General features: G+C 66.6%; 15 protein-coding genes. 13 read left to right on the forward strand and 2 right to left on the reverse strand.

Going from position 1 to position 17603, the window contains the following annotated elements; all coding sequences use genetic code 11:
• Positions 1-191 precede the first annotated feature (191 nt).
• On the reverse strand, positions 192-758 hold the full coding sequence (locus ACVKN3_RS19175; protein ID WP_354517446.1) for a YolA family protein: 567 nt from the start codon (positions 756-758) through the stop codon (positions 192-194).
• Between the two features lie 292 nt (positions 759-1050).
• Here ACVKN3_RS19175 and ACVKN3_RS19180 point away from each other — a divergent pair, with 292 nt between their 5' ends.
• From ACVKN3_RS19180 to glpK, 4 genes are all read left to right on the forward strand, one after another.
• Positions 1051-1821, forward strand: a complete 771-nt coding sequence (locus tag ACVKN3_RS19180) for a DeoR family transcriptional regulator (protein ID WP_285406880.1) — start codon at positions 1051-1053, stop codon at positions 1819-1821.
• 338 nt (positions 1822-2159) lie between these two features.
• Complete coding sequence (gene glpD / locus ACVKN3_RS19185; RefSeq protein ID WP_036139593.1) at positions 2160-3671, forward strand: glycerol-3-phosphate dehydrogenase; 1512 nt, start codon at positions 2160-2162, stop codon at positions 3669-3671.
• A gap of 40 nt (positions 3672-3711) precedes the next feature.
• The gene (locus ACVKN3_RS19190; protein WP_354517460.1) at positions 3712-4557 is read left to right on the forward strand and encodes an MIP/aquaporin family protein; all 846 of its coding nucleotides are present in this window, start codon (positions 3712-3714) and stop codon (positions 4555-4557) included.
• An 8-nt stretch (positions 4558-4565) separates the two neighbouring features.
• Positions 4566-6071 carry a glycerol kinase GlpK gene (glpK, locus tag ACVKN3_RS19195; protein WP_036139595.1) on the forward strand — a complete coding sequence of 502 codons (1506 nt, stop codon included), beginning with the start codon at positions 4566-4568 and terminating at the stop codon, positions 6069-6071.
• A gap of 284 nt (positions 6072-6355) precedes the next feature.
• On the opposite strand, the gene ACVKN3_RS19200 is transcribed toward glpK, so the two are convergent.
• A complete protein-coding gene (locus ACVKN3_RS19200; RefSeq protein ID WP_285406876.1) occupies positions 6356-7291 on the reverse strand; it encodes a carbohydrate kinase family protein in 936 nt (311 codons plus the stop codon).
• A 281-nt stretch (positions 7292-7572) separates the two neighbouring features.
• On the opposite strand from ACVKN3_RS19200, the gene ACVKN3_RS19205 reads away from it, so the two are divergent.
• The 9 genes from ACVKN3_RS19205 (at position 7573) to ACVKN3_RS19245 (ending at position 17477) form a co-directional block, all read left to right on the forward strand.
• The gene (locus tag ACVKN3_RS19205) at positions 7573-8619 is read left to right on the forward strand and encodes a rod shape-determining protein (protein ID WP_036139600.1); all 1047 of its coding nucleotides are present in this window, start codon (positions 7573-7575) and stop codon (positions 8617-8619) included.
• 41 nt (positions 8620-8660) lie between these two features.
• Positions 8661-9677 (forward strand): rod shape-determining protein MreC, encoded by a 1017-nt coding sequence (mreC, locus tag ACVKN3_RS19210; protein ID WP_354517450.1) that lies wholly within the window; start codon positions 8661-8663, stop codon positions 9675-9677.
• A complete protein-coding gene (gene mreD, locus ACVKN3_RS19215) occupies positions 9674-10165 on the forward strand; it encodes a rod shape-determining protein MreD (RefSeq protein WP_036139602.1) in 492 nt (163 codons plus the stop codon). The genes mreC and mreD overlap by 4 nt, the downstream gene beginning before the upstream one ends.
• Positions 10162-12195, forward strand: coding sequence for a penicillin-binding protein 2 (gene mrdA / locus ACVKN3_RS19220; RefSeq protein WP_354517452.1), 2034 nt, complete (start codon positions 10162-10164; stop codon positions 12193-12195). The genes mreD and mrdA overlap by 4 nt, the downstream gene beginning before the upstream one ends.
• 26 nt (positions 12196-12221) lie before the next feature.
• Positions 12222-13313 (forward strand): rod shape-determining protein RodA, encoded by a 1092-nt coding sequence (gene rodA, locus ACVKN3_RS19225; RefSeq protein ID WP_354517462.1) that lies wholly within the window; start codon positions 12222-12224, stop codon positions 13311-13313.
• Positions 13314-13375: 62 nt separating this feature from the next.
• Positions 13376-14407 (forward strand): lytic murein transglycosylase B, encoded by a 1032-nt coding sequence (mltB, locus tag ACVKN3_RS19230; RefSeq protein WP_354517455.1) that lies wholly within the window; start codon positions 13376-13378, stop codon positions 14405-14407.
• Positions 14408-14535: 128 nt separating this feature from the next.
• Entirely contained in the window at positions 14536-15918 is a 1383-nt protein-coding gene (locus ACVKN3_RS19235) for a septal ring lytic transglycosylase RlpA family protein (RefSeq protein WP_354517457.1), read from the forward strand.
• A 36-nt stretch (positions 15919-15954) separates the two neighbouring features.
• Positions 15955-17172 (forward strand): D-alanyl-D-alanine carboxypeptidase family protein, encoded by a 1218-nt coding sequence (locus ACVKN3_RS19240; protein WP_285406863.1) that lies wholly within the window; start codon positions 15955-15957, stop codon positions 17170-17172.
• 14 nt (positions 17173-17186) lie between these two features.
• Entirely contained in the window at positions 17187-17477 is a 291-nt protein-coding gene (locus tag ACVKN3_RS19245; RefSeq protein WP_285406860.1) for a DUF493 family protein, read from the forward strand.
• Positions 17478-17603: the final 126 nt, after the last annotated feature.

Raw genomic sequence — 17603 nt, forward strand, 5'->3', positions numbered from 1 at the left:
ATGGTAGTGTGGCTCAAGCCATGCAAGAGTAGGTCACCGCCAGGGGCTTTATCCCGGAAACCCGGTCTCATTTGAGACCGGGTTTTCTTTTTGTCTGCGCGAGGCGCAAGACTTGCAGTACGTCATTGCGAACGTGCTCCAGCCACCGACCAGAAGGCCTCCCCACCCGGGGAGGCCTTTGTTTTATGCGGTCAAAGGACGTTGATCTGCGTATGCAGCGTGTTGTACGGCGCGTTGGTCGACGTGTTCTGGTACTGGAAGTACCCCGACTCATGACCGTCCACGTTGTACTCGTCGAGCCAACCAACGACGGTCTGGCCCGGCGTGCATGGCCAGGTGTACTGCGTGCCCGTGATGCAGATACCGGTGCTTGCGTAGCGGGCTGAGCGTGGCAGCTGACCGCCATTCATCGACGCGATCGGGTTGGCGCCGTAGCCGATCTCGATGATCGCCACGCGTAGCTCGCCACCGCCGTGATTACAGGTCGTGCTGCTGTTGCCGTTGGTGTATTCCCAACCGCAAGCCGTCGAACCGACCGCGTAGATACGGATGCTGGACAGGGCAGGCGCGGGTGCGCGAGGCACCGGCATCACGGCGAAATCCGTCGGTGGCGTGGGCAGGACACGGCCCTCCGCGGCGAGCGAAGGCAGCGCGGTCATCACGCGCGACGTGGCTGAGGCGCCCTCCTGGGCCTGGATACGCGTGGCTGCGGTGGCGGCGAACGCGAGGGTACAAAGTGCAAAACGTACGGAGTTCAAACGTGGTTCCTTTCTATAAAGCGAAACATACGCTGCGCGCCTGATCGGTGGGCAGCGTGCGGACATAGCGCGCTTGTCGTTGCGCTACACGGTGCACGGCAACTGCCCATGCACTGCGCGATAAGGATCGCCCGCCATGTCGCGTGCGAATGTCGGATACGGGCATCAGCGCTGCGCTGAATGGGCAAACGTCCGTTCAATCGCTAAGGGTTTGCGTGGATCGCCGGTGCAACATGACACCCGCGCGATTAGTCGGCATGATGTTGGCGCGTCGTGCAGCAAGGAAAACGCCATGGATACACGTCTCAACCGCAGGCAGGAGGAACTGGTCGCGATCGTGCAGCGCGAAGGCTTCGTCGGTGTCGACGAACTGGCCAGCCATTTCGACGTGGCGCCGCAGACGATCCGTAGAGACCTCAACCTCTTGTCCGATGGCGGCCTTATCCGCCGATACCACGGTGGTGTCAGTGTGCCGGCCAGCAGTGTCGAGAACGTGGCCTACGCGGCACGGCAGACGCTGCAGGCGGTGGAAAAGAGCCGCATTGCCGCGGCCATCGCACGGCAGATCCCGGATGGCTCATCCCTCTTCATCAACCTGGGCACCACGAACGAGGGAGTCGGCCGCGCGTTGCTCGAGCACCGCGACCTGCGTGTCATCACCAACAACCTTAATATCGCGCTGCTGCTGAGCGACAACCCCACGTTCGAGGTGATCGTCGCCGGCGGCGTGGTGCGCGGCCGGGACCACGGCGTCACCGGCGAGGCGACCATCGAGCTGATCCGCCAGTTCAAGGTCGACTTCGGCATCATCGGTATATCGGGGATCGAGCTCGACGGCACCCTGCTGGATTTCGACTTCCACGAAGTGCGGGTGGCCCAGGCCATCATCGAACACTCCCGCCAGGTGCTCCTCGGCGCCGACCATACCAAGATCGGCCGTAACGCCATGGTGCGCCTCGGCGACTTCAGCCGTGTGGACGCATGGTTTACCGACCGGCCGCCGCCCGAGGCCTTGCTGCCTGTGCTGGAAGCGGCGGGCACGCGGCTCTACGTCGCGGACTGAGCCGGGCCGTGCCGTCGCGAGGCCAAGGCGCCTCGTAGGCCCACATAAACATCGGTTTAGCCCCCCTATCAGCGGCGGGCGGCCGTATTGCAGCCCGCCGTTGCCAACGCTCCTGCGTACTACCCGCGTCGGGAACACGCATCCGTACGCTGCACTGCAGCGTGCGATGTTCGTTTGTGTTCGAATATGCTCATTTTAACGCAGGTGTCGCCCTGCCGAGTCATGGATTGTTCGTTTTCGCTCCGTCAGGCCCACTGGCCCGTTGCGAACGAACGTACCCGAGCGTAGGGTGTCCTCGTTTCGGTAGGGCAACGCCTCCAGCCAAGTGGGGTGGTGCAATGGTCGAGCAGGTCGATGTTCTTGTGGTGGGCGGCGGCGTCAATGGCGTCGGTATCGCCCGTGACGCCGTGGGCCGTGGGCTCTCGGTGTGGCTGTGCGAACGCGACGATCTGGCGTCCCATACCTCGAGTGCGTCGACCAAGCTGATCCACGGCGGTCTGCGTTACCTCGAGCAGTTCGAGTTCGCCCTGGTCGGCAAGGCGCTGGCCGAGCGCGAGGTGCTGCTGCGCGCGGCACCCCACATCATCTGGCCCCTGCGCTTCGTGCTGCCGCACCAGCCGCACCTGCGCCCTGCCTGGATGATCCGTATCGGGCTGTTCCTCTACGATCATCTGGGCCGTGGCCGGCGCACGCTGCCGGGCTCGCGCCGCGTGCGCTTTGCCAAGCATGTCACCGGCGAGCCGATGCGTGACGATTTCTCGGTGGGCTTCGTGTACTCCGACGCGTGGGTGCAGGATGCCCGCCTGGTGGTGCTCAACGCGATGGACGCGGTGCAGCGTGGCGCCAAGGTCGAGACCCACACGCGCTGTGTGAGCGCGCGCCGTGACGGCGATGGGTGGATCGCCGAGCTGGAGTCGCGCGACGGCAGCCGTCACTTCGTCAGGGCCCGTGCCCTGGTCAATGCGGCGGGGCCCTGGGCCGCCAGCTTCCTCGACGACGTGGCCCACCTGAAGCATTCGCACTCGCTGCGCCTGATCAAGGGCAGCCACATCGTCGTGCCGAAGATCTACGATCACCGTTACGCCTACATCTTCCAGCAGCCGGATCGTCGCATCGTGTTCGCCATTCCGTACGAGCGCGACTTCACGCTGGTCGGCACCACGGATATCGAATACAAGGCCGACCCGTCGAAGCCCAAGATCGATGCCGAGGAAATCCAGTACCTCTGCGAGGCGGCCAACCGCTACTTCAAGAAGCAGCTCACCCCTGACGACGTCGTGTGGAGCTACAGCGGCGTGCGGCCCCTCCTGCAGGACGAATCGGGCAGTGCGTCGGAAGTCACGCGCGACTACCTGCTGGACATCGACCAGAACGGCCCGCCGCTGCTCAACGTCTTCGGCGGCAAGCTGACCACGTTCCGCAAGCTGGCCGAGGAAGCCGTCGACAAGCTGGCTCCGCTGCTGGGCAACGACAAGCCGGCCTGGACGGCGGATGCCCGTCCGCTGCCCGGTGGTGGCGAGCGTGACATCGACGCGCTGACGGACGATCTCCGTGCGTCGCGGCCGTGGCTGACCGAACGCTTTGCCTGGCGCTTGACACACTTGTACGGCACGCGAGCTCGCGACCTGTTGGGCGAAGCCAATGGCCTGGCGGCGCTGGGCACGCATTTCGGCGCGGACCTCTACCAGGCCGAAGTGGACTACCTGATCCGTCACGAATGGGCGACCGAGGCCGAGGACATCCTCTGGCGTCGCAGCAAGATCGGCCTGCATGTCGGCAAGGACGACGTGCAACGCCTTACCGAGTACCTCAATCAGCGGGTCCCGCAGGGGCGCGCCACCCAACCGTAGCGCTAGCGCGCTGCCAGCCATGAAACCGATGGAGAGACGGATCATGCGACAAAATATTGGTGAGTTGATATCCGAAGCCGTGGCGATGTTCATCATCATCGCCTTCGGCGATTCCGTAGCGTGCATGTATGTGCTCTACGATCCCAGTCCCTACCTCAACGCCTACTGGGGCGTGTGTATTGCGTGGGGCCTTGCCGTCACCATCGCGATTTACGCCACGGCATCGGTGTCGGGTACGCACGCCAATCCGGCGGTGACCCTGGCGCTGGCCGTCTTCCGCAACTTCTCGTGGAAGAAGGTGGTGCCTTACTGGATCGCGCAGGTGATCGGCGCGTTCCTCGGTGCGGCCATCGTCTACGCCCTGTTCGGGCCGGTGATCGATCACTTCAACGCCACGCACAACCTCACCCGTGAAGCCGGCGGCGCCGCTGGCGTGTTCTTCACGCATCCGGGCCTGGCCGTCACGCCCATGCATGCGCTGACTGACCAGATCATCCTCACCGCCTTCCTGCTGTTCGGCATCTTCGCCATCACCGAGCAGTACAACGAGACCGCCCCGGGCGCCAACAACGGTGCGCTGATCATCGGCCTGCTGGTGGCCACCATCGGTGCGTCGATGGGTTACCTGGAAGCGTGGGCGATCAACCCGGCGCGCGACTTCGGCCCGCGCCTGTTCGCCTACTTCGCCGGTTGGGGTTCGTCCGCCCTGCCGTCGCCGGATAACTACTGGTGGGTGCCGATCGTCGGCCCGCTGATCGGCGGCGTGGTCGGTGGTGGTGCGTACCAGCTGCTGATCCATCCGTTCCTGCCGGCCCGCCAGCGTGCGCTCGAAGAAGCACGCCAGGCCGCGGCGCGTGGCACCTCTTCCCATTCGACCATTCAGTGAGGCCCCAGATGGACAAGCAGAAATACATCCTCGCCATCGACCAGGGCACCACCAGCTCGCGCACCATCCTGTTCGATCACGACGGCAACATCGCCGGCACGGCGCAGCGCGAGTTCCCGCAGATATTCCCGCAGCCGGGCTGGGTGGAGCACAACCCGCGCGAGATCATGACCAGCGTGCTGTCGACGATGACCGAAGTCATCAGCAGCTCCGGCATCGATGCCAGCTGCATCGAGGGCATCGGCATCACCAACCAGCGCGAGACGGCGGTGGTGTGGGACAAGAAGACCGGCCAGCCGATCTACAACGCCATCGTGTGGCAGTCGCGGCAGACCGCCGACATCTGCGAGAAGCTCAAGGCCGCCGGCCATGACGAGATGGTGCGCGAGAAGACCGGCCTGCTGATCGACGCCTATTTCGCCGGCACCAAGGTTCGCTGGATCCTCGACCACGTGGAGGGTGCGCAGGCGCGTGCCGAAGCGGGCGAGCTGCTGTTCGGCACCATCGATACCTGGGTGATCTGGAACCTTACCGGCGGCAAGGTGCACGTCACCGACTACACCAACGCCTCGCGCACGCTGATGTACGACATCTACAAGCGCGAGTGGGACGACGAACTGCTGACGATGCTCAACGTGCCGCGCGCCATGCTGCCGGAAGTGAAGTCGTCCAGCGAGGTGTACGGCAACACGCTGGCCAAGCATTTCTTCGGTCGTGAAGTGCCGATCGCCGGCATCGCGGGCGACCAGCAGGCGGCGTTGTTCGGCCAGGCCTGCTTCGAGCCCGGCCTGGCCAAGAACACCTACGGCACCGGCTGCTTCATGCTGATGAACACCGGCGAGAAAGCCGTCCGTTCGAAGAACGGCCTGCTTACCACCATCGCGTGGGGCGTCGACGGCAAAGTGGAATACGCGCTGGAAGGCAGCATCTTCGTGGCCGGCTCGGTCATCCAGTGGCTGCGCGACGGCCTGCGCATGCTGGGCAAGGCGGCGGATTCGCAGTCGTATGCCGAGCGCGCCAAGGACAACGATGGCGTGTACTTCGTGCCGGCCTTCGTCGGCCTGGGTGCGCCCTATTGGCGAAGCGACGTGCGCGGCGCGGTGTTCGGCCTGTCACGCGGCACCACCAAGGAGCAGTTCATCCGTGCCGCGCTGGAATCCATGGCCTACCAGACCCGCGACGTGCTGGAAGCGATGCAGATCGACTCGGGCATCGAACTGAAGGAACTGCGCGCCGACGGTGGCGCTATCGCCAACGACTTCATGGCCCAGTTCCAGGCCGACATCCTCGACGTGACCGTACTGCGCCCGAAGGTGCAAGAGACCACCGCGCAGGGTGCGGCCTATCTTGCCGGCCTGGCTGTGGGTTTCTGGAAGGATCGTGCGGACATCGCCAAGCGCTGGGCTGTCGATCGCGAGTTCAAGCCCGGGATGACCAAGGAAACGCGCGACGATCTGTATGAAGGGTGGAAGCAGGCCGTCACCGCCACGATGGGGTTCAAGCCGCGGAATTGAGGCTTTGCGATTGTCGCCCACATCGTGGGCTCCTACAGAGGCACGTATCGTTTGGCTTGCGGAATGGTGCATCGCCCACATCGTGGGCTCCTACAGGAGCGCGTGGGGTTTGGCGTGCGATGGATCTTGTAGGAGCGCACGATGTGCGCGATGGGTTATGCGGTAACGTTCATCGCTCACATCCATCGCCCACATCGTGGGCTCCTACAAACGCACGTACCGTCTGGCGTGCCACAGACCATGTAGGAGCGCACGATGTGCGCGAAAAGCCACCCATTGGCGCCTCAGCCCAGCGTGTAACCGAACTGGCTTTCGAACTCCGCGGCGAACTGATCGTACGTGAAGTACTGGTTCTGCGTGCCCGGGTGCTCGACCTTTAGCGCGCCCATCAGCGAGGCCATCTTGCCGACGGTGGGCCAGTCGTAGCCCTTCATGATGCCGAAGATGAGGCCGGCGCGGTACGCGTCGCCGCAGCCGGTGGGATCGACCACCTTGTGCTCGCGGGCGGGCGGGATCTCGATCGTTTCGCCGTTGACGTGGATCTGCGAACCGCGCGGGCCCTGCGTGACGATGTACGCGGTGACCTTCGAGGCGATGTCCGCGGCGTTCCAGCCGGTGCGCTGCTGCAGCAGCTGCGACTCGTAGTCGTTGACGATGACGTACGTGGACTTCTCGATCATCGAGCGGAACTCGTCGCCGTTGAACAGCGGCATCGCCTGGCCCGGGTCGAAGATGAAGGGCACGCCGCGGGCGGCGAACTCGTCCACGTGCTGCAGCATGGCTTCGCGGCCGTCCGGCGCGACGATGCCGAACTGGTAGTCCGGGATGTCGCGCACGTGGTTCTCGTGCGCGCTGGACATCGCACCGGGATGGAAGGCCGTGATCTGGTTGTTGTCCAGGTCCGTGGTGATGAAGCACTGCGGGGTGAACTGGTCGTCGAACTGGCGCACGCCGTCGAGGCGGATGCCGAATTTCTCCAGGTGCGCGCGGTAGGGCGCGAAGTCCTGGCCGACCGTGGCCACCGGCATCGGCTCGCCGCCCAGCAGCTTCAGGTTGTAGGCGATGTTGCCCGCGCAGCCGCCGAACTCGCGACGCATGGCCGGCACCAGGAAAGACACGTTCAGGATGTGGACCTGATCCGGAATGATGTGGTTCTTGAACTGGTCCTGGAACACCATGATGGTGTCGTAGGCGAGCGATCCGCAGATAACGGCAGTCATGCGTTGGGCAACCCTGAAGGATGTGATGGCACGACCGTGAACCGGCCGCCGCGAGCGCCGAACGCGAGGGGTTCGGCAAACCGACGGATCGTACCCAAATTCGTCGCCTTAGGCGACAGGCCAACACGTACAGAATTACGGGAATGCCGCAGCTTCCGCTCGCATCCTTCGGACTTACAAGACTTTCTTAACTTCTTCGCCTCCGCTTCGCCCTTGCGTGGGGGAGGGCGCCAATCTAGACTTCCATGCTTACTTTTTGCCGCAACGGGCGCCCGCCGCACATGTTTAAGAAGTTCCGCGGACTCTTTTCGAACGACATCTCCATCGATCTCGGCACGGCGAATACGCTCATCTACGTTCGTGGACAGGGCATCGTCCTGAATGAGCCGTCCGTCGTGGCCATCCGCCAGGATCGTGGCCCCGGTGGTCCCCGTACCGTCGCCGCCGTGGGTGGCGACGCCAAGCGCATGCTCGGCCGCACCCCCGGCAACATCGCCACGGTCCGCCCGATGAAGGACGGCGTCATCGCCGACTTCACCATGACCGAAGCGATGCTGCAGCACTTCATCAAGCAGGTGCACCGCTCACGCATGCTGCGGCCCAGCCCGCGCGTGCTGGTCTGCGTGCCCTGCGGGTCCACCCAGGTGGAGCGTCGCGCCATCAAGGAATCGGCCGAAGGCGCCGGCGCCCGTGACGTCTTCCTGATCGAGGAGCCGATGGCCGCCGCGATCGGTGCCGGCATCCCGGTGCACGAGGCCCGTGGCTCGATGGTGCTGGATATCGGTGGCGGCACCTCCGAGGTCGCGGTCATCTCGCTCAACGGCATCGTCTACTCGCAGTCCGTGCGCGTGGGCGGCGATCGCTTCGACGAAGCCATCATCAACTACGTGCGCCGCAACCACGGCACGCTGATCGGTGAGTCCACCGCCGAGCGGATCAAGCTCGAAGTGGGCTGCGCGTTCCCCCAGAGCGAAGTGCGGGAGATGGAAATCTCCGGCCGCAACCTCGCCGAGGGCGTGCCGCGCATGTTCACCATCAACTCCAACGAGGTGCTGGAAGCCCTGCACGAGCCGCTGTCCGGCATCGTGGCGGCGGTCAAGGCGGCGCTGGAACAGACCCCGCCGGAGCTCTGCTCCGACGTGGCCGAGCGCGGCATCGTGCTCACCGGCGGCGGCGCGCTGCTGCGCGATCTGGATCGCCTGATCTCCGAGGAAACCGGCCTGCACGTGCAGGTCGCCGACGACCCGCTCACCTGCGTGGCGCGCGGCGGCGGCAAGGCCCTGGAGATGATCGACCAGCACGGCAGCGACTTCTTCGCGTTCGAATGATGGCGGCCGCGCGCGGCGCTTTGGCCGGAGCGCGCTGAACCATGGCCCTCAATCGCGACGAATCGTCGCCGCTGTTCGCACCGGGCGTGGCGGGAACGCTGCGCCTGATCGTCTACCTGGCTCTGGCCTGCGTGCTGATGGTCCTGGACCATCGGGGCGGGTGGCTGGGCAACGTGCGCTATGGCCTGTCCATCGTCATCGAGCCCATCTACCGGATCGCCGGCCTGCCGTCGCAGGGTTTCCAGGCGGCCACGGTGGCGTTCGCCGACCGCCAGCGCCTGACCGAGCAGAACCAGCGGCTGCGTGAAGACCTGCTGCTGGCCAACGCCAAGCTCAACCGCATGGCCTCGGTGGCCGAGCAGAACCAGCGCCTGAAGGAATTGCTGGACACCCAGCACAGCCTGTCGCTCAACGTCCAACTGGCCCGCCTGGTCGGCGTGGACCTGGGGCCGTTCCGGCACCGGATCGTGCTCAACCTGGGCGCGCGCGACAAGGTGCGGCAAGGCCAGGTGGTGATCGACGCCCGCGGGGTGATGGGCCAGATCGTCGACGTGATGCCCACCACCTCGGTGGCCATGCTGATCACCGATCCCAACCACGCCATTCCCGTCACCATCGAGCGCACCGGGCTGCGTACCGTGGCCTACGGCTCGCGCGCGGGCGACATGCTGACCCTTCCGACCATCCCCGTCTCGGCGGACGTGCAGGCCGGCGACAAGCTGGTCACCTCCGGCCTGGGCGGTCGTTTTCCGCCCGGCTTTCCGGTGGGAGAGATCCGCGACGTGGCGCAGACGCCGTCCGGCACGTTCCTCTCGGCGCAGGCCAAGCCCGCCGCCGACCTGGATCGCAGCGAGGACGTGCTGCTGCTGCACGACCTGGCCGAGCCGGCCGGGCCGCCGCCGCTCGCCCCGAACGTCGGTCCGTCGAATAGCCTGGCGCCCGACCCCAATGCGGCTCCCGCGACACCGGCCGCCGCGGCGCCGACGTTGCCGTCGGTCACCTCGCCGACCGCCAGCCGCGTACCCGCGCACGCCGCGTCCACGGGGAGCACGCCATGAACCGCATCCGGGTTCGCCAGCTGTGGTTCGCCGCCACGCTGCTGCTGTCGCTGTTCCTGATGCTGATCCCGCTGCCCGGGCCGTTGACGCCGTTCAAGCCCTACTGGCCGGCGCTGGTGCTGCTGTACTGGTGCCTGCAATCGGGTGACCGGGTGACGCTGGGCATGGCGTTCTGCCTGGGCGTGGGCGCCGACCTGTTCGACGGCGTGCTGCTGGGCGAACAGGCCCTGCGCCTGACCGCCATGGTGTTCATCGCGCTGCGCTTCCGCTCGCGCCTGCGCTTCTTCCCCATGTGGCAGCAGTCGCTGGCCGTGCTGGGCCTGTTGCTCAACGACCGCGTGTTGCTGCTGCTGATCCGCGTACTCGGTGGCGACCCGGCGCCGCCGGCGGAATACTGGATCTCGCCGCTGGTGGGCGCAGCGCTGTGGCCGTTCGTGTTCCTGATCCTGGACGACCTCCGCGCCCGGCTGCGCATCCACGAGACATGAAGCGGCGCGCCTCCATCAAGGAAGTGCGGGGCGAGGTGGCGCTGTTCCGGCGCCGTGCCCTGGCCGGGTTCGCGCTGATCCTGGCCGGGCTGGTCGCCGTGTGCTGCCAGTACGTCAACCTGCAGGTGAACCACCACGACGAGTTCGCCGCGCGCTCGGAGCAGAACCGGGTAAAGCCGCGCGCGATCCCGCCGGCCCGCGGGCTGATCTTCGACCGCAACGGTGTGCTGCTGGCCGATAACGTGCCGGCCTTTCGCCTGGAAGTGACGCCGGAACAGGTGGCCGACATGGACACCATGCTGGCCAACCTCGGTGCCATCGTGCCGCTGAGCGACGAGGACATCGCCACCTTCCGCAAGCAGGTGAAGGGCAGCCGGCGCTTCGAGGGCGTGCCGCTGAAGCTCAAGCTGACCGAGGACGAGATCGGCCGCTTCGACGTCAACCGATGGCGCTTCCCCGGCGTGGACGTGGTGCCCTACCTCACCCGGCGTTACCCGCTGGGCGCGTCGCTGGCCCATGTCATCGGCTATGTCAGCCGCATCGACGTGGACGACCTGGCCCGCATGGACGAGGACGAGGAGGCCAGCTACAAGGGCACCACGCATATCGGCCGCATCGGCATCGAGCGTTCCTACGAAAAACTGCTGCATGGCGCGCCCGGCTACGAGCTGGTCGAGGTGAACGCCGACGGGCGCACGCAGGCGGTGCTGGACACCACGCCGCCGACGCCGGGCAAGAACATCTACCTGAGCATCGACGTGCGCCTGCAGAAGGCCGCGGAGGACGGCCTGAACGGACGCTCCGGTGCGGCCATCGCCATCGATCCGCGCAACGGGCAGGTGCTGGCCTTCGCCAGCGTGCCCAGCTTCGACCCCAACCTGTTCGTCAACGGCATCAGCTCGGCCGACTACAAGGCGCTGACCACCTCGCCCGACAAGCCGCTGTACAACCGCGCGCTGCGCGGCGTGTATCCGCCCGGCTCCACGGTAAAGCCGTTCCTGGCGCTGGGTGGACTGACCATGGGCATCCGCCGGCCGTCGGACACGGTGCTGTCCACGGGCGAGTTCTGCATCCCGGGGCAGTCGCGCTGTTACCGCGACGACGTACGCGGCGGCAACGGTACGGTCAATATGATTGGCGCGATCGAGCATTCAACCAATACGTATTTCTATCGCCTGGCCCTGGACATGGGCATCGATCGCCTGTCGCAGTGGATGGGCAGCCTGGGCTTCGGCAAGAAGACCGGTATCGACCTGATCGGCGAGGTGCCCGGCATCCTTCCGTCGCGCGAATGGAAGGCTACGCGCAGCAAGGCCGGCTGGTACCCCGGCGAGACAATCATCGCCGGCATCGGCCAGGGCTACTGGGCGGTGACGCCGCTGCAGTTGGCCCATGCCACTGCGACGTTCGCCGGATTCGGCGTTCCATACACACCTCATTTTCTTCTCGATACGCAGAACGGCGTGGACAGCCCGCGCGTGCGCCAGCCTTTTCCGCCCACCGGGCCGTCGGTCATCCGGAAGCGGGCGGACTGGGAAGCCGTCAACGACGGCATGAAGGCCGTGATCAACTCCGGTGCGGGCACCGGCAAGAAGCTGGGCATTGGGTTTCCCTACCTGATCGCCGGCAAGAGCGGTACGGCGGAGCGCTTTTCCCGCACCACCAACGCCTACAACGAGAACAAGAACACCGCGTATCTCGCCTCGCGGCACCGCGCGCTCTTCATCGCCTACACGCCGGCCGACGCGCCACGCATCTCGGTGGCCGTGGTGCTCGAAGCCGGTGCCTGGGGCGCCGCGGACTCCGGCCCCATCGCGCGCAAGATCCTCGACCAGTGGGTGGTGGACGAGGGCGGCCCACGCCCGTCCGATCTGCCGCCGGGCCCGATCGTCACCTCCGACGCACCGCCCGACGCGTCGCCGGATGCCCATCCGGACGAGCATCCCGAGGCGTCCCCCGTGCAGGGCGTCCAGCCCGCCGATGGCGCCAGCAGCGCACCACCCCCCGACGACAACGGTGAGGACCAGTGAGCGCCTTCGATAACCTCACCCTGCGCATGAAGCGTTTCGGCCTGCGCCTGATCAGCCGGCCGCGCCTGGATATTCCCCTGCTGCTGGCGCTGATGGTGCTGGCGGGCGTGGGCCTGACCACGCTGTACAGCGCGGGCAACGCCAATGTCAGTCTGGTGACGGGGCAGGCGGCGCGCTTCGCGCTGGGCGGCGTGCTGCTGCTGGTCATCTCCCGCATTCCGCCGCCGGTGCTGCGCTCGTGGACACCGTGGCTATACATGGGCAGCACCGCGCTGCTGGTGGTGGTGGCCGTGCTGGGCGAGGGCAGGGGCGCCTACCGCTGGCTGGACCTGGGCGTGATGCGCTTCCAGCCGTCCGAACTGCTCAAGCTGACCATGCCGATGATGGTGGCGTGGTACCTGCACCCGCGCCAGCTGCCGCCGAGCTGGAAAGACATCGTGGTGGTAGGCCTGCTGATCGCGGTGCCAGCCGGCCTGATCGCGGAACAGCCCGACCTGGGCACCGCGCTGCTGGTGGCCGGCGCGGGCGCGTTCGCGCTGTTCCTTTCCGGCATGGCCTGGTGGCGCATCGGCCTGATCGTGGGCGCGGTGGGCGGAGCCATTCCGGTGGCCTGGCAGTTCCTGCACGAATACCAGCGCAACCGCGTGCGCACGCTGCTCGATCCGGAATCCGACCCACTGGGCAACGGCTGGCACATCATCCAGTCGAAGATCGCCGTCGGCTCCGGCGGCGTGTTCGGCAAGGGCTGGCAGCACAGCACGCAGTCGCGCCTGGAGTTCCTGCCCGAGCACACCACCGACTTCATCTTCGCGGTGTTTTCCGAGGAGTTCGGGCTGATCGGCGTCATCGGCATCATGCTGCTGTACGCGTTCATCATCGGCCGCTGCCTGTGGATCGCGATGAACGCGCGCGACACCTATTCGCGCCTGCTCGCCGGCGCCATCGGCATGAGCTTCTTCGTGTACGTGGCGGTCAACGGCGGCATGGTGGCGGGCATCCTGCCGGTGGTCGGCGTGCCGATGCCCCTGGTCAGTTACGGCGGCACCTCGGCCGTGTCGCTGCTCACCGGATTCGGCGTGCTGATGTCGATCCATGCGAACCGCAAGTTGCACGATTGATGGCTGAACAGTGGCCCAGGCCTGCCCCGGACGCGTCACGACCGCGTGTTACGCTTCGGTGCATGGATGAAGCCCTGACAGCGCGCTGCGCACGCCCCGTACGTCGTCTTCCGCGCCTCGCCGGCGCGTTGATCGCCTTCCCCCTGCTGTTTGCCGCGTCGGCGCATGCGGAGACGCATCCCGGCCAGGACGCACTGGTCCGCGAGGTGGCCAAGGACACGGGCAAGAGCCCCGCGTCGCTGAACGCGTTGCTGGACAACGCGAAGAAACAGCAGGCGATCCTCGATGCGATCAGCCGCCCCGCCGAGGGCAAGCCGTGGCGCGATTACCGCCCCATCTTCCTGACCGAGCAGCGGATCGCCGCGGGCGCCGCGTTCTACGAGGAACATCGCGCCCTGCTGGACGGCATCGGTCGCAAGTACGGCGTGCCGCCGGAATACATCGTGGCCATCGTCGGCGTCGAGACGTTCTACGGCAAGAACACAGGCAAGTGGAAAGTCATCGACGCGCTCAGCACCCTGGCCTTCTATTACCCCAAGCGCGCGCCGTTCTTCCGCGAGCAGCTGAAGACCCTGCTGGAGCTGCCGCCCCACCACCTCGGTGGCCCGATCGACACGCTGACGGGCTCCTACGCGGGTGCCCAGGGCTGGGGCCAGTTCATGCCTTCGTCCATTCGCGACTGGGGTGTGGACTACGACCACGACGGCCGCATCGACATGAAGGGCTCGATGGGCGACATCTTCGCCAGCATCGCCAATTATTTCGTCGAGCACGGCTGGGAGCGGGGCGGCCCGGTGGCCGCGCGCGTGCAGCCGGATGGCCGTGTGGCCGCGCCGGAGGTTCCCAAGGACTGGCGTCCCGTCGCGCCGGTGGAATCGTTCGTGGCCGATGGCTTCGCTCCGGTGCAGCACCTCAATCCGGGGCGTGAGGCCCAACTGGTTCGGCTGGATGGGCCGGCCGGGGACGAATACTGGCTGACCTTCCAGAACTTCTACGTCATCACCACGTACAACCGCAGTCCCATGTATGCCATGGCCGTGAACCAGCTCGCCCAGGCGATCCGCGAGCGGGCGGGTGGTGCTGCGCCGCGATGAGGGAGGGGGTGCCGTCGTTGGGATCGCCTACCGGTTGGGGATCGCCTGTGGCTTTGGGGTCGCTCGTGGCCTTGGGATCGCCCACATCGTGGGCTCCTACCGGGTGGCGGTTCTGCTTGGTGGTGTTTATGGCGGTGCTGTTGTCGGCGTGTGGCGGGGGGAAGAACACGCGGCCGGCGTCGCGGGGTAGCAGCGGCGGGGGTTCGTCGTCGTCTTCGTCGTCGCGGGGTGGTTACGACGATATCCGCAAGTCGCAGGGTTCGCGGTATCGCTCGCGTGCCGACAGCGTGCCCACCGAGATCCCGGACGTCAGCAAGCTGCCCGAGCCGGTGCCGAAGGTGGAGCCGCGGTCGATCTACGGCAACAAGACCCCTTATTCCGTGCTGGGCCAGACCTACAACGTGCTGCCGACCCCGCGCGGTTACGTGGAGCGCGGTATCGCCTCGTTCTACGGCAACAAGTTTCACGGCTACAAGACCTCCAGCCTGGAGGAATACGACATGTACCAGTTCTCGGGCGCGCACAAGACGCTGCCGCTGCCCAGCTATGCGCGGGTCACCAACCTCGAGAACGGCAAGAGCGTGATCGTGCGCATCAACGATCGCGGCCCGTTCCACGAGAACCGCATCATCGATCTTTCCTTCGCCGCCGCCGTCAAGATCGGCGTGTGGCCCAAGGGCACCGGCCTGGTCGAGGTCCGCGCCATCGATCCGACGGAGGCCAACAGCGATCGCGGGGCGCCGTACGTCAACACGGCGCCCAAGCCCGCGCCGATCACCGCGCCACCGCCGCCTGCGGGGCGGTTCGTCGCGGCCGTGCCGGTGGGCGCACGCACCGCGCCGACCCCAGAGCGCGCCGTGACCCGGCCGCCGTCCTCGGCGATTGCCGCGCCCGTGGGGAGCGCGCCCGTGGGTGGCGCCGTGGTCGGGAACGCCGCGGTGGGCAGCGCCCGGCCGGTCAGCGGCGCCACGCCGGCGACCGGCGCGGCGTCCACCGGCAACGACGACGAGAACCACGTGCCAGGCATGACCGGCATCTCGCCGGCGGAAGCCCTGCCGCCATTGGCGGGCGCCGGTACCGGCACGGGTGCCACCAGGGGTACAGGGGTGACCACGACGGGCGCTGCCGCGGCGGGCTCGTCGGCGTCCCGTGGCACGGCCAGCCGGCCCTCCGGCACCGTGCCGTGGAAGGCGCCGGCCGGCAGTGCCGCCGCGGGCGCCACCGGCGTGTCCGCAGGCGCCGCCCAGGGGCCGATCACGGCCGCCATTCCCGGCAAACCCACCATCTACCTCCAGGTCGGCGCGTTTTCCGACGCGGCCAACGCCAACCGGGTGGCCGAGCAGTTGAACAAGGCCGGCCTCGGGCCGGTCAGTGTCATCGAGACCGCCGTGGGCGGCCGCAGTGTGCGCCGCGTTCGCGTCGGGCCGCTGGCCGACGTCGACACCGCCGATCGCGTGACCGACCAGATCGCCGGCATGGGTCTGCCCCGTCCGTCGGTCGCGGTAGACTGACCTTCTTTTTTTGCATTTCACTGGACCGTTGAAACGATGAAGCTCCTGCCCCGCTCCCTCCTTGCCTTCGCCGCCGCCGCGCTCGTCGCGGGCGTCGCTGCGCAGCAGCCCCCCCGTCCGACCGTCGTGCCCCGCCCGGCGGTGCCCGAGGCGCCGGTGCCGCCGCCGCCGGAAGTCGAGGGCAAGAGCTGGGTGCTCATGGACTACAACACGGGGCAGATCATCGCGTCCAAGGACATGGACGTGCAGCTCGAGCCGGCGTCCATCACCAAGATCATGACGGACTACGTGGTGTCGGCCGAACTCGGTAACGGCAAGATCCACATGACCGATCCGGTCACCATCAGCGAGAACGCCTGGCGTGGCGGCGGTGCCAGCACCGACGGCTCCACCAGCTTCCTCAAGCTCAACAGCCAGGTGCCGCTGAAAGACCTGCTCTTCGGCATGATCATCCAGTCGGGCAACGATGCCGCCATCGCACTGGCCGAGCACACCGCGGGCTCCGAGCCGGCGTTCGCCAACCTGATGAACGCCTATGCCAAGCAGATCGGCATGACGCATTCGCAGTTCCAGAACGCCTCCGGCTACCCGGTGGCCAATCACTACACGACCGCGCACGACATCGCGATCCTCTCCCGCGCCCTGATCCACGACTTCCCCGAGGACTACGCGATCTCGGCCGTGAAGGAGTTCGAGTGGAACGGCATCAAGCAGCACAACCGCAACCTGCTGCTGTGGCGCGACAACACGGTGGACGGCATCAAGACCGGCCATACCGCCGCTGCCGGCTATTGCCTGGCCGCGTCCGCCAAGCAGGGCGACGCCCGCATGATCGCCATCATCATGGGCGCCAGCAGCGAGAAGGGTCGCGCGGACGCCGCGCTGGCGCTGCTCAACTACGGCTTCCGCTTCTACGAAAGCCACAAGCTCTACGAGGCCAACAAGCCGCTGGCCACGCCCAAGCTGTGGAAGGGTGCCGAGAACACCGTGCCGCTGGGCCTCACGGAAGACGCGCTGGTCTCCGTAAAGCGCGGCGACTACGACAAGCTCAAGGCCAACCTCGACATTCCCACCACGCTGATCGCCCCGTTCAAGAAGGGCCAGCAGGTCGGCACGCTGCGCGTGACGCTCGATGGCCAGCCGGTGCTCACGGCGCCCCTGGTGGCACTGAACGATGCGCCCGAAGGCGGCTTCTTCTCCCGCCTGTGGGACACCATCATGCTGTGGTTCCACAGCGACGGCGACAAGAAGTAAGAGGGCATCCGGCCATGCGCGAGATCGACTTCAGCGACGCACAGAAGGACGGCAAGGGCTTCCAGTTCCCGGGCGAGTTCGAGATCACGGCGATCGGCAACGCCGCCGCCGGCCTCGACAAGCACATCCCGGCGTTGCTGCACGGCATCGGCCTGGAAGTGCTCCACGAGACCCTGTCCACCAAGCTCACCCCCGCCGGCAACTACCAGTCGGTCACGGTGAGCTTCGTCGCCCCCAGCCGCGAGAAATACCTCGAGGCCCACAGCACCCTCCGCGCGGACGAGAACATCCGTTTCACGATGTGACCCGTCTGCGCGGGGCTGGGGCTTGCCGCGGGTAGGAGCAACTGTCTTTTTCAGGCCTCTACCGTTCCGTGCCATGGAGTCTGATCGCGGACCATGGCGTTGAGGGTGATGAGCAGTTTGCGCATG

This window comes from Luteibacter sp. PvP120, from assembly GCF_054055715.1.

Excerpts from the sequence above, each read along its gene's own strand:
- ACVKN3_RS19180 (WP_285406880.1), top strand. The coding sequence starts at position 1,051 with ATGGATACACGTCTCAACCGCAGGCAGGAGGAACTGGTCGCGATCGTG.
- glpD (WP_036139593.1), top strand. The coding sequence starts at position 2,160 with ATGGTCGAGCAGGTCGATGTTCTTGTGGTGGGCGGCGGCGTCAATGGC.
- glpK (WP_036139595.1), top strand. The coding sequence starts at position 4,566 with ATGGACAAGCAGAAATACATCCTCGCCATCGACCAGGGCACCACCAGC.
- ACVKN3_RS19200 (WP_285406876.1), bottom strand. The coding sequence starts at position 7,291 with ATGACTGCCGTTATCTGCGGATCGCTCGCCTACGACACCATCATGGTG.
- ACVKN3_RS19205 (WP_036139600.1), top strand. The coding sequence starts at position 7,573 with ATGTTTAAGAAGTTCCGCGGACTCTTTTCGAACGACATCTCCATCGAT.
- mreC (WP_354517450.1), top strand. The coding sequence starts at position 8,661 with ATGGCCCTCAATCGCGACGAATCGTCGCCGCTGTTCGCACCGGGCGTG.
- mreD (WP_036139602.1), top strand. The coding sequence starts at position 9,674 with ATGAACCGCATCCGGGTTCGCCAGCTGTGGTTCGCCGCCACGCTGCTG.
- mrdA (WP_354517452.1), top strand. The coding sequence starts at position 10,162 with ATGAAGCGGCGCGCCTCCATCAAGGAAGTGCGGGGCGAGGTGGCGCTG.
- rodA (WP_354517462.1), top strand. The coding sequence starts at position 12,222 with ATGAAGCGTTTCGGCCTGCGCCTGATCAGCCGGCCGCGCCTGGATATT.
- mltB (WP_354517455.1), top strand. The coding sequence starts at position 13,376 with ATGGATGAAGCCCTGACAGCGCGCTGCGCACGCCCCGTACGTCGTCTT.
- ACVKN3_RS19235 (WP_354517457.1), top strand. The coding sequence starts at position 14,536 with ATGGCGGTGCTGTTGTCGGCGTGTGGCGGGGGGAAGAACACGCGGCCG.
- ACVKN3_RS19240 (WP_285406863.1), top strand. The coding sequence starts at position 15,955 with ATGAAGCTCCTGCCCCGCTCCCTCCTTGCCTTCGCCGCCGCCGCGCTC.
- ACVKN3_RS19245 (WP_285406860.1), top strand. The coding sequence starts at position 17,187 with ATGCGCGAGATCGACTTCAGCGACGCACAGAAGGACGGCAAGGGCTTC.